Genomic DNA, 11,870 nt, shown 5'->3' on the forward strand with positions numbered 1-11,870 from the left:
AATCTGAAGCCATGTCGTGACGGTTTCACCGCATGGCCGCAACGAGGCGCTTCGCGCAAACGGATACTCCATGACTACTCGTAGAAATTTCATTCAGATGCTCGGCGGCACGCTCGCGGGGCTAAGCACGCGCGCGACGGGCATGCTCGGCGCCCTCGGCACACTCGGCGCGAGCCTGAACGCCAACGCCGCGACCGTGCCGCTGACGATCGCCTTTCCCACCGATGTGCCTTCCTGGGACCCGCTGGTGCGCGTCGCGCCGAATCCGATTTCGATCTATCGCAGCGTGTTCGACGCGGCCCTTGACATCGACGCGAAGGGCACGCTCGGCCCCGGCGTCGTCACCGCATGGCGCTGGAAGGACACGGCGGGCAAGGTGCTCGAGCTGGACCTGCGCAGCGATGTGCTGTTTCACAACGGCGACACGCTCAGCTCCGACGACTTCAAATTCACGCTGTTCGACCGGCTCCAGGCCGACAAATCGCTGCAGGTCGGCGGCATCTGGTGGGCGCTCGAAGGCATCGAGATGCCGTCACCGACGCGCGCGGTCATGCACTTCAAGGCGCCGATGATCACCGCGCCCGCGTTCCTCGGCTACATGGGCAGCTACATCCTGCCGCGCAAGTACTTCGAGCGGGTCGGCGCGCAAGGCTTCATCGCGAAGCCGGTCGGCTCGGGTCCGTATCGGCTCGCCGCGTACGAGCGCGACTCGCGCATCACGCTCAGCGCGTTCGACAAGCACTGGCGTGGCGCGCCGAAGATTCGCGACGTGGTGTTCGAAGTCGTCAAGGATCCGACCGCGCGCGTGGCGGCGGTGCAGGCATCGCAGGCGGACGTCTCCGGCATGCTGCCGCTGCGCGAAGCGGTACGGCTCTCGCAAGGCGGCACGCACGACAGCAAGATCACGCCGACCATCGATTCGTATCTGATTCACATGGTGAACGGCGGCCCAACCCAGGACAGGAACGTGCGGCTCGCGATGCATCACGCGATCGACAAGCAGGCGCTGGTGCGCGCGTTCTTCAACAACGTCCCCGCGCCGATGTCGACGCCCGCCGCGCCCGGCACGCCCGCGTTCGACCCGGACTTCAAGTTCGCATTCGATCCCGCGCAGGCGAAGGCACTGCTCGCGAAGAGCGGCTATTCGACGGACAAGCCCGTGCGCGTCAAATTCCTCGCGACCAACGGCGTCTATCCGAGCGACTACGACATGGCGCGCGCGATCCAGCAGATGTGGAAGAAGGTCGGCATCGAGGCCGAACTGAGCCCGATCGAAACGGCGCAGTTCTTCGCCCAGGCCGTGGCCGGCACGCTGCCCGGCCCGACCTTGTGGATGTGGCAGAACGGCAGCGGCGACCCCGAACTGTCCGCGGGCTCGTATCTGAATCCGAAGACGGGCTTCTCGGTGTGGCGCAGCGCCGATGTATCGCCGCGGCTCGATCCGCTGCTCGCCGAGCTGGACGAGACGAAGCGCATCGCGGGCTACAAGGAATTCCATCGCTGGGCCGTCGGTGAAGGCTACGCATTGCCGCTGATGCAAGGCATCGCGACCGCGTCGTACCGCAAAGGCGTGCAATACACGCCGTTTCTGAGCGGCTGGATGCTGCCGGACTACTGGAGCGCGTGAGCACGCCGCGCTACGTGAGACAAAGGAACACTGCAATGATCAATAAACCTCTTCATCCGAAATTCGACGCGCAATTTTTCGCCGCGCTCGATCGCTCCGCGAAGCACGTCAGCCAGGCCGAAACCTTGCCGCCCGCGTGCTACACCGACGCGGACTTCTTCGAGTTCGAAAAGGAAGCGCTGTTCAATCACGAATGGCTATGCGTCGGACGCGAGGACTGGATCCGCAATCCGGGCGACTACTTCACGACGTCGATCGTCGGCGAACCGCTCGTCATCACGCGCAACGCAAAGCGCGAGATCAAGGCGATGTCGTCGGTGTGCCAGCATCGCGCGATGGTGGTCGCCGAAGGCTTCGGCAATGCGCGCGCGCTCTTGTGCCCGTATCACCATTGGGCGTATTCGCTCGACGGCGAGCTGATCGCCGCGCCCGCGATGGAGGAAACCGAGGGCTTCGACAAGAAGGACTTCTGTTTGCCGACCATGCAGGTGGAGTGCTGGCAGGGCTTCATCTTCATCAACTTTGATCACGCGGCGGAACCGCTCGCGCCGCGTCTGACCGCGCTCGACGCGGTGCTCGAAAACTTCGACCTGAAGAGCGCCGAAGGCCCGCGCCCCGAGCAGCCGTTCCATTTCGGGTGGAACTGGAAGGTGATGTTCGAGAACAACAACGACGGCTATCACGCGAACCGGCTGCATCACGGCCCGCTGCACGACTTCGTGCCGAGCGCGCTGGCGAGCTTCCCGGCCGAACTGCCGGGCAACACGGCCGGATACTACCGCACCAATGGCACCTTGCACGCCGATGCCGCGTTCAATCCGACGCAACGGGCGCTGTTTCCGGTGTTCCCGAAGCTCACCGACGAAGAGCGCAACCGGATGCTGTTCGCGAACCTGCCGCCGACGCTGTCGCTGGTGGTGTCGGTCGACAGCGTGATCTACATGATCCTGCGCGCCGATTCGGCGGGCACGCACTACCTCGATCAGGGCGTGCTGTACGCGCCCGGCGCGATGAAAGACCCGCTGTTCGCCAAGCGCGTCGAGATGAGCATGAGCGCGGTGTCGGACATCATCGCCCAGGATCTGCATGTCGATGAAATGGTGCAGGTTGGTCTGAATTCACGCTATGCGGTGCGCGGCCGCTACTCGTGGCAGGAGCGCGCGCAGCAGGAACTCAACGCCTGGCTCGTGCCGCGCTACCAGGCGGCCTACCAGCGCATGAGCGAAACCGCCGCGAGCGCGCAAGGCAAGCTCGCCGCGATCGACGTCGTGGTCGCGGGCTGACGGAGAGACGTCGATGAGCATGCCCATCAGCACGTCAGCGAGCAACCCGGCGGGAGCCGCCGCGCCGACGCACGAGCTTGCATCGAGAGCGGCGCACCGGCTGCTGAAGTTCGCGCTGCGCATCGCCCGGCGCATCGTGATTCTGATCGCGGTGTCGGTGGTGATCTTCGGCGCGCTGCGGCTGCTGCACTCGGACCCGGCGGCGATGCTGTTGCCGCCGAATGCGAGCCTCGCGCAGATCGCCGAGGTGCGGCACGGGCTCGGGCTCGATCAGCCGCTCGCCGCGCAGTATCTGCATTGGCTCGCGCATCTGGTGCGCGGCGACTTCGGCCATTCGCTGCAGAACGGCCGTCCGGTCGGCGCGCTGATCGTCGCCGCCTTGCCGACCACGCTGCAACTGTTGGCGGGCGGTCTGCTGCTCGGCGTGGTCGCGGGAATTACAAGCGCCGTGTATGCGTTCAGCCGGCGCGACACGCTGGCCGAGCGCATCTGCGAAATGCTCAACGGGCTGGCGATGGCGGTGCCCGATTTCCTGTGGGGCATCCTGCTGGTGCTGCTGTTCGGCATTGCGCTGCGCTGGCTGCCGTTTCTCGGGCCGATCGACAACGCGTACACCGTTGTCCCGCACACCGGCTTCCTGCTTATCGATACGTTGCTCGACGGCCAGTTCAGAGCGTTCGGCAACGCGCTGCTGCACCTCGTGCTGCCGTGCGTCGCGCTGGGCATGGGCATCGCGCCGCCGCTGATGCGCATTCTGCGTTCGAGCCTGCTCGATACCTACGCCGAGGAATACATGCACGCCGCGCGTTTGCGCGGTCTCAGCGAAGCGCAGATCCTGCGCAGGCACGGCTGGCGTAATGCGGCGCTGCCGACGCTGAACATTCTCGCGATGCAGGTGAGCCTGCTGATCGGCGGCACGCTGCTGGTCGAGAAGGTGTTCGGCATGCCCGGCATCGGCACGCTGATGATCAACGCGATCGGCGCGCGCGATCTGCCGGTGATCGAAGCGCTCGCGCTCATTTACGCGATCGTCGTCCAGTTCTCGAATGCGACGGTCGATGCGCTCGAAGTGCTGCTCAACCCGCGTCTGAGGGGCCTATGAATACACCGCTTGTTTCCGGCGTGAGCCCGCGCTCGGCGTCGCCTATGTCGTCCATGTCGCCCGCCTCGCCGGCGCGGGCCGCGTGGCGGCGCGTCGCGCGCGAACCGCGCGTGCTGTTCGGCGCGGGCGTGCTGCTGCTGCTCGTGGTGCTCGCACTGTTCGCGCCCGCGCTCGCACCGTATCGGCCCGACGATCAGGATCTGCTGTCGACCTTGCTGCCGCCCGCGTGGGCGGCCGGCGGTTCGCACGAGCACTGGTTCGGCACCGATGCGCTCGGCCGCGACGTGCTGAGTCTGACGATCTACGGCGCGCGCATCGCCGTGCTGGTCGGCTTCATCGCGCCGCTGGGCACCGCGCTGATCGGCGGCGTGCTGGCCGTGCTGGCGGGCTGGTGCGGCGGCAGGACCGACTGGCTGGTGTTGCGGGTGGTCGAAGTGTGGATGTCGTTTCCGGCGGTGGTGCTCGCGCTCGTGCTGGTCGTGTCGATGTCGCCGAGCATCGCCAATGTGATCGTCGCGCTGGTGTTCGTCGACTGGACGCGTTTTTGCCGCGTGTTGCGCGCCGAGGTGATCGTGATCCGGCGGCGCGACTACGTGGCGGCCGCGCGCATCGCCGGCGCCGGTCCGCTGGCGACGATCTTTCGCGATGTGCTGCCCGCCTTGCTGCCCACGCTGATCACGCTGATGAGTCTCGAAGTAGGCATCGCGATCGTCGCGGAGTGCAGCCTGTCGTTCGTCGGACTGTCGGCTGACGCGAGCCAGCCGAGCTGGGGCACGATGGTGTCCGACGGCCTCGCCAACGTGTTCACGTCGCCGTGGGGGCTGATTCTGCCGATCGCCGGCATGGTCCTGTCCGTGCTCGCGACGACCTTCCTCGGAGAGGGCCTGCGGCGCGCGACGGATGTGCGTCTTCTCGAACGTTCGGAGCGGCGCGCATGATCGGCCTGTTCAAGTCTCTGGCGCCGGCGGCGGCGCGCGCGGCCACCGCGCACGGAAGCGGCGACGAGCTGCTCACGCTCGGCGCGCTCAACGTCGAACGCGACGGCGTGGCATTGTTGCGCGACATCGCGCTCGCGGTGCGGCGCGGCCGCACGCTCGGCCTCGTCGGCGAATCCGGCGCGGGCAAGAGCATGCTCGGCCGGGTGCTGGCGCGCAGTCTGCCGCGCGGTTTCGAACTGCGCGCGGACCAGTTGCGTTTCGCCGGCATCGATCTGCTCGGCGCGAGCGCGGCGCAACAGCGCGCACTGCTCGGCAAGCGCATCGCCTACATTCCGCAGGAGCCGATGAGCGCGCTCGACCCGACGCTCTCGATCGGCCGGCAGTTCGCGCTGCATCTCGCGCGGCTCGGCATCGCGGCGCACGAGCGCAAGCAGCGCAGCATCGACGCGTTGGCCGAAGTGTTGCTGCCCGATCCGCGAAGTCTGCTCGGCCGTTATCCGTTCGAGCTGTCGGGCGGCATGTGTCAGCGCGTGTGCATCGCGATGGCGTTCGCGAGCAATCCCGATCTCGTGATCTCCGACGAAGCGACCACCGCGCTCGACGTCACCACGCAGCGCCACGTCGTCGAACTGATGCGCGAAATGCAGGTGCGGCGCGGCACCAGTGTGATTTTCGTCACGCACGATATCGGCCTCGCGCTGCATGCATGCGACGACATCGCCGTGCTGTACGCCGGCGATCTGCTCGAAACCGGTCCGGCGCGCGAACTGGTGGCGTCACCGCGGCATCCCTATACGCGCGCGTTGTTGCGCGCGAATCCGGTGCTGAAGGGCGAACGCGTGCGCGTCGAACCGCTGAACGGCCAGATGCCGAGCTTCGAGGAACTGGGCGCCTTGCATGGCTGCCGCTTCGCCGCGCGCTGCGCCGCGCTCACGCCCGCGTGCAGCGTTGCGCCGATCCCGTTGCTCGCGAGCGGTCCCCGCGCAGTGCGCTGCCTGCGCGCCGACACGCTGCCGGAAGCCTCGCCGCGCGCGCCTCTGAGCACGCGCAGCGCGATGGCGACGACGCCGTTCCTCGCATTGCGCGGCGTCGGCAAGCGCTATGAGAAGTCCGCGGTGCAGGCGGTGCAGCCGCTCGATCTGACGATCGCGCCGGGCGAGTTCGTCGGCGTGGTCGGTGAAAGCGGCAGCGGCAAGAGCACGCTCGGGCGTCTCGTGATGGGTCTGGAAATGCCCAGCGAAGGCGAGATCCTGCTCGACGGCCAGCGGCTCGATGCGAGCCGCGCGATGTGGCACAAGCGCATCGAAGCGATCCAGATGATTTTTCAGGACGCGCGCGCCGCGCTCAATCCACGCCGGCGGCTCGCGAGCATCGTCACCCAGCCGATGGAAAGCCGCGCGCATATGCTCGTGGACCGCGCGCGCCGTGCGCTCGATCTGCTCGACGAAGTCGGACTCGCGCCGGAATACGCGGCGCGCTTTCCGTCGCAGTTGTCGGGCGGGCAGCGGCAACGCGTGAACATCGCGCGGGCGCTGTGCGAGGTGCCGCGTCTGCTGGTCGCCGATGAAATCGTCTCCGGGCTCGACGTCTCGGTGCAGGCGCAGATCATGGAACTGCTGCTCGCGCTGCGCGACTCGCACAAGATCGCGCTGCTGCTGATCTCGCACGATCTCGCGGTGGTCCGCTATCTGTGCTCGCGCGTGATCGTCATGCAGCGCGGCGTCGTGGTCGAAGCCGGACCGACCGAAGACGTGCTCGCCAATCCGCAGCATCCCTATACGCAAAGTCTGATCGACGCGGCGCCGCACGTCGCGCAATTCGATTCCTTCACTGCATCGAACGCTTAAAGCACATGTCCACCAACGAAACACGCATGCCTGTGATGTTCTTCGGCCACGGCAGTCCGATGAACGCGCTCGAAGACAATCGCGCGACCCGCGCCTGGGCGGCGATGGGCGCGGCCGCCGGCAAGCCGCGCGCGATCCTGATGATCTCCGCGCACTGGCTCACGCGCGGCACGGCCGTGACGGCGATGAACCAGCCGCGCACCATCCACGATTTCGGCGCGTTTCCACTGGCGCTGTTCGCGCAGCAATACCCCGCGCCGGGCGATCCGGCGCTCGCGCGCCGCGCGGCCGAGCTGCTCGCGCCACTGCCCGTTACGCTCGACGAGCGCTGGGGCCTCGATCACGGTAGCTGGTCGGTTCTGCTCAAGGCGTTCCCCGATGCGCGCATTCCGGTCGTGCAACTGAGCATGGATCGCGGCTGCGACGCGCGCTGTCATTACGAGTTGGGGCGCGCGCTCAGGCCGCTGCGCGACGAGGGCGTGCTGATCGCGGCGAGCGGCAACATCGTCCACAACCTGCCGGCGATGGACTGGAGCAAGCCCGACTCGGGCTACGCCTGGGCGCAGACGTTTCATGACCACATCGCCAACGCGATCGCCGAAAACCGGCCCGACGAGGTGATCGATTACGAAAGCGCGGGCGCGCTCGCGCTCCATTCGGTGCCGACGCCGGATCACTACTGGCCGGTGCTGTATGCGCTCGGCGCGCGTCACGACGACGATCACGTCAGCTTCGAGAGCAACTTTCTCGAATACGGCTCGCTGAGCATGCTGAGCTTCGTTCTCGGCAGCCGCCATGCCGTCGGCGTCCGGGAGGCCGCGTGAATCTGCTCGATCCCTCTCTTGTCCACGCCGCGACGGCGTTGAAGCTGCGCGTGGTCGGCCGTGAGGAGGTCGCCCGCGACATCGTCGCGTTCGAATTCGAAGCGGCCGACTATCTGCCGCTGCCGGGCTTCGATGCCGGCGCGCACATCGAGATCGACTGCGACGGCGTTGCGCGTCAGTATTCGCTGTGCGGCGATCCGGCCGCTCCGATGCGCTACCGCATCGCCGTGCAATGCGAGACGAACGGCCGAGGCGGTTCGCGCTTCATGTGCGAACGCGTGCAGGTGGGCGACACGCTCGACGCGTTCGGTCCGCGCAATCACTTTCCGATGCATGCGGCGCAACACACGGCGCTGCTTGTTTCCGGCGGTATCGGCATCACGCCGATGCTGGCGATGGCGTGGGCGCTGCACGCCTCGGACACGCGCTTCGAGATGCACGATTTCGCATCCGCGCCCGAGCGTCAGGCTTTCGTCGACGAAATCGCGCGGGCGCCGTGGCGCGCCGACGTGACGCGCCATCTCAGCCGATGCCATGACTTCGCGCCGTTGCTCGGCGGCTTCGAGGCGGGGCGGCATCTCTATGTATGCGGGCCGCTAGCGATGATCGACGCGGTGCTCGACACCGCGCGCGCGCTGGGCTGGCCCGACGATCATCTGCATTGCGAACGCTTCGCCGCGCCCTCGCCAGCCGCGAGTCCAACGCCGGCACAAGCCGACCAGCCGTTCGAAGTCGAACTCGCATCGACGGGGCAACGCGTGCACGTCGCACAAGGGCAGAGCGTATGCGCGGCGCTCGCCGAGGTCGGCGTGCGCGTGCCGATGTCCTGTGAGCAGGGCGTGTGCGGTTCTTGCATCACGCGCGTGCTCGACGGCGTTCCCGACCATCGCGACTGGATTCTCAACGCCGACGAACAGGCGTCTGGCAAGGTCTTCACGCCGTGCTGTTCGCGCTCGAAAACGCCGTTGCTGGTTCTCGACCTGTAGTTGCCGTTTGCATTGCCGTCTGCATTCCCGCTTGCCCGATCGCTTCGATCGCTTTGCTTTCTTCGCCTCGCAACTCTCAACGAGCACCACCATGCCATTGATTCCAACTGAAGGCGCCGCGCGCGCCGCCATCGAACCCGGTGCGCTGCACACGCTGCGCGCGACGCCTGGCAATGTCCATTGGGGCTATTTCGACGCGTCCCTCGCACCGGCCCTGCAGGTGAAAAGCGGCGATCTCGTGTATGCCGAAGCCGTCACCCACCACGCGGGCGACGCTCCCGACCTGATGATGGATCAGGCCTTGCACACACTCTGGCGCGCGATTCCCGAGCACGACCGCAATCCCGGCGTGCACATCATGACCGGACCAATTCACGTGGAAGGCGCGAAGCCGGGCGACATGCTCGAAGTGCGCTATCTGCACATGACGCCACGCTGCCGCTACGGCTCGAACCTCGCGGCGAACTGGGGCTACCTGTACAAGGAGATGGGTGAGAAGGAACGCGTGACGATCTATGAACTCGACGAAGGCGCGAACCACGCGTCGGCGTTGTATGCGTACGATTTCAAAGGCAAGTACCTGACGCCCGGCACGATCACCGAATGCTTGGTGTGCGATCGCGAGCTGGCGCTCGATGGCGTGCGCATTCCGGCGCGTCCGCACCTAGGGACGGCCGGCGTCGCGCCCGCGGTGGATGGCCGCGTGAGCACCATTCCGCCGGGCCGCCACGGCGGCAATATCGACAACTGGCGGATCGGCGCGGGTGCCACGATGTACTACCCGGTGCAGGTGAACGGCGCGTTGTTCTCGATCGGCGACCCGCATGTTTCGCAAGGCGACGGCGAAATCAGCGGCACCGCGATCGAGTCGTCGCTTAATGTGACGATGCAGATCATCCTGCGACGTGATTTCACGTTCCCGACGCCGCTGCTCGAAACCGCCGACAGCTGGATCGTGCACGGCTTCGATCCGCAACTCGATCAGGCGCTGCGCAACGCGTCGCTCGACACGATGCATCTGCTCGAAGAGCATGTCGGCCTGTCGCGCAACGACGCGTATTCGCTGATGAGCGTCGCGGGCGACGTCGGCATCACGCAGGTGGTCGACGCGACGCTCGGCGCGCACGTGCGGCTGCCGCGCGGCATCTTCCCGAAGCTCGGCAAGAAGTGAACCGGCTGCGCGAGATCGAGTCGTTCGTCAGTGTCGTCGACGCGGGCGGCTTCGCGGCCGCCGCGGACGCGAACGGGGTGTCGCGCGCGCTCGTTTCGCGCACCGTGCAGGCGCTCGAAGGTCGGCTCGGCGCGCGGCTTTTACATCGCACGACGCGCAAGGTCGCGCTGACGGCGGCGGGCGAGGCCTACTATCGCTCGTGCCGGGAGATTCTGGAGCGACTCGATTCGGCCGAGCGCGCGGTGCAAGGCGAGGGCGCGCATGCGTCGGGCGACCTGCGAATCAGCGCGCCGGTGAGCTTCGGCATCGCTCATCTCGCGCCGCTTTGGGCCGGGCTGCTGGCGCGTGCGCCCGACGTACGGCCGGTGATCGCGCTGTCGGATGCGCTTGTCGATATCGTCGCGGAAGGCTTCGATCTGGCGATCCGCATCGCCCGTCCGGCCGAGTCTTCGCTGGTGCATCGCCGCCTCGCGAATACGCCGCTCGTGATGTGCGCGGCGCCTTCCTATCTGGAACGCCACGGCGAGCCGCTGACGCCGGCCGAGCTGTCCGCGCATCAATCGATCGCTTACGGCTATTTCAGCGAACGCCACGACTGGCGGTTGTGTGAGCGCGCCAGCGGGCGCGAACACGTGGGCCGTCCGCGTCCGGTGATGAGCGCGAATAACGGCGAGACCTGCGTCGCGGCGGCGGAGGCGGGCGTCGGTCTCGTGCTGCAGCCGCTCTTTCTCGTGATGGAGAGTCTCGCGCGCGGACGGCTGCTGCCGGTTCTCGAAGGCTTCACGCCGCCGCCGATCGGCGTCTACGCGGTTTATCCGAGCCGCGTCCAATTGCCCGCGAAAACCCGCGTCACCGTGGATTACCTCGCCGAGCAATGGCGCGACGCGCCGTGGACGGTCGCCCCGGCGCGCCCGTGATCCCGTCCGCGCCGTGTTGATCAATGCGGTGCAGCGTGCACCGCTACGAGTCGGCCTGCGCCAGTCAATGGGCAGGAGCGACGCTCAAACCACGTATTCGCGGCGTATGACGACTTGGTGCGACATTTGCATGCATTGACGCAGGTCAATGTTTGTTGGAGAGCAGGGTTATGTCGCTGAAGTCCTGGCACTTTTCCACGCAAGCGATATCGACGGAACAGCGCTCGCAGGTCTGGCGCGAAGCGATGACGGCCGCGTGCCTTCCGCACTCCGCCACGCCGATCAGTGAAGCTTTCGAAGGCGACGTCCACGGCATCGTTTCGCCCATCGGCATCGAGTTCTCGCGGATGCGCGCGACGCCGCTGACGATCTCCGGCAGCTTTCGCAACCAGCAGCCGGCGCTGTGGCTCGCGTTGCTGCTGGAAGGGCGCTCGATGTTCGTCGGCTCCGGCGAGCGTGTGTCCGTCGCGCGCGGCGACATGCTGTACGGGCCGTGCGGACTGGATTCGACGCTGGAACTATACGCGGATTTCCGCCTGCTCTATGTGCGCGTGCCGACGAGCCTGCTGCACCCTGGCCTCGTCGATCCGCGCCGCTTGAGCGCCGGCATGCTGCCGGCCGATTCGAGCCTCACCCGCGTACTCGCGGCGATGCTGCGCGCGGTGGGCGACGAGCTGGAGTACTTCGACGCGGATCACATTCATCCGATCGAGGTGGCGGTGTCGGAGTTCCTGACCGCGAGTCTGACGGGTCATGTTGCGGCGTACACGCTCGGGGACCGCAAGCGTTCGGAGCATTTCGTGCGGATCTGCCAGGCAATCGATCAGCAGCTCGGCAATGCGGATCTCTCGCTGAACACGATTACGGAGCAGCAACACGTATCGTCGCGGTACGTACAGAAACTTTTCGAGGACGCGGGCATGAGTTTTACCGGCTACGTCCGCGAGCGCCGCCTCGAACGCTGCAGGCAGGAACTGATGAGCCCGGCGCACCGGGCATTGTCGGTGTCGGAGATCTGTTTTCGCTGGGGCTTTAACGACGCGGCGCATTTCAGCCGTAGTTTCCGCGCGAGGTTCGACATGACGCCGCGAGAATGCCGCAAGGGCGGCGGCGTGGTGATCGACGAAGCCGAATCGGCATAGGGGGTAGCCAACAGGCTACGCCCCTGCCACACC

Annotated in this window: 10 protein-coding genes; all 10 read left to right on the plus strand. The window is 66.7% G+C overall.

Annotated elements, in window-relative coordinates; translation table 11 throughout:
* The first annotated feature begins 70 nt into the window (after nucleotides 1–70).
* The 10 genes from SB753_RS29770 (at nucleotide 71) to SB753_RS29815 (ending at nucleotide 11,837) form a co-directional block, all read left to right on the plus strand.
* The gene (locus SB753_RS29770) at nucleotides 71–1,627 is read left to right on the plus strand and encodes an ABC transporter substrate-binding protein (protein WP_410803384.1); all 1,557 of its coding nucleotides are present in this window, start codon (nucleotides 71–73) and stop codon (nucleotides 1,625–1,627) included.
* A gap of 35 nt (nucleotides 1,628–1,662) precedes the next feature.
* Nucleotides 1,663–2,910, plus strand: a complete 1,248-nt coding sequence (locus SB753_RS29775; RefSeq protein ID WP_410803386.1) for an aromatic ring-hydroxylating oxygenase subunit alpha — start codon at nucleotides 1,663–1,665, stop codon at nucleotides 2,908–2,910.
* A gap of 13 nt (nucleotides 2,911–2,923) precedes the next feature.
* Nucleotides 2,924–4,012: an ABC transporter permease gene (locus SB753_RS29780; protein ID WP_410803388.1), complete on the plus strand. Its 1,089-nt coding sequence runs from the start codon at nucleotides 2,924–2,926 to the stop codon at nucleotides 4,010–4,012.
* On the plus strand, nucleotides 4,009–4,950 hold the full coding sequence (locus SB753_RS29785) for an ABC transporter permease (protein WP_410803390.1): 942 nt from the start codon (nucleotides 4,009–4,011) through the stop codon (nucleotides 4,948–4,950). The genes SB753_RS29780 and SB753_RS29785 overlap by 4 nt, the downstream gene beginning before the upstream one ends.
* A complete protein-coding gene (locus SB753_RS29790; protein ID WP_410803392.1) occupies nucleotides 4,947–6,797 on the plus strand; it encodes a dipeptide ABC transporter ATP-binding protein in 1,851 nt (616 codons plus the stop codon). The genes SB753_RS29785 and SB753_RS29790 overlap by 4 nt, the downstream gene beginning before the upstream one ends.
* Nucleotides 6,798–6,823: 26 nt before the next feature.
* The gene (gene ygiD, locus SB753_RS29795) at nucleotides 6,824–7,621 is read left to right on the plus strand and encodes a 4,5-DOPA dioxygenase extradiol (protein WP_410803466.1); all 798 of its coding nucleotides are present in this window, start codon (nucleotides 6,824–6,826) and stop codon (nucleotides 7,619–7,621) included.
* Nucleotides 7,618–8,607: a PDR/VanB family oxidoreductase gene (locus SB753_RS29800; protein WP_410803393.1), complete on the plus strand. Its 990-nt coding sequence runs from the start codon at nucleotides 7,618–7,620 to the stop codon at nucleotides 8,605–8,607. The genes ygiD and SB753_RS29800 overlap by 4 nt, the downstream gene beginning before the upstream one ends.
* 91 nt (nucleotides 8,608–8,698) lie before the next feature.
* Nucleotides 8,699–9,778 carry an acetamidase/formamidase family protein gene (locus SB753_RS29805; RefSeq protein ID WP_410803395.1) on the plus strand — a complete coding sequence of 360 codons (1,080 nt, stop codon included), beginning with the start codon at nucleotides 8,699–8,701 and terminating at the stop codon, nucleotides 9,776–9,778.
* Nucleotides 9,775–10,695 (plus strand): LysR family transcriptional regulator, encoded by a 921-nt coding sequence (locus tag SB753_RS29810; protein ID WP_410803397.1) that lies wholly within the window; start codon nucleotides 9,775–9,777, stop codon nucleotides 10,693–10,695. Before SB753_RS29805 ends, SB753_RS29810 begins: the two co-directional genes overlap by 4 nt.
* Before the next feature lie 170 nt (nucleotides 10,696–10,865).
* Nucleotides 10,866–11,837, plus strand: a complete 972-nt coding sequence (locus tag SB753_RS29815) for a helix-turn-helix domain-containing protein (RefSeq protein WP_410803398.1) — start codon at nucleotides 10,866–10,868, stop codon at nucleotides 11,835–11,837.
* The last annotated feature ends 33 nt before the right edge of the window (nucleotides 11,838–11,870 follow it).

The sequence above is a fragment of the Paraburkholderia sp. SIMBA_053 genome, from assembly GCF_046534895.1.
GTDB classification, from domain to species: Bacteria; Pseudomonadota; Gammaproteobacteria; order Burkholderiales; family Burkholderiaceae; genus Paraburkholderia; species Paraburkholderia caledonica.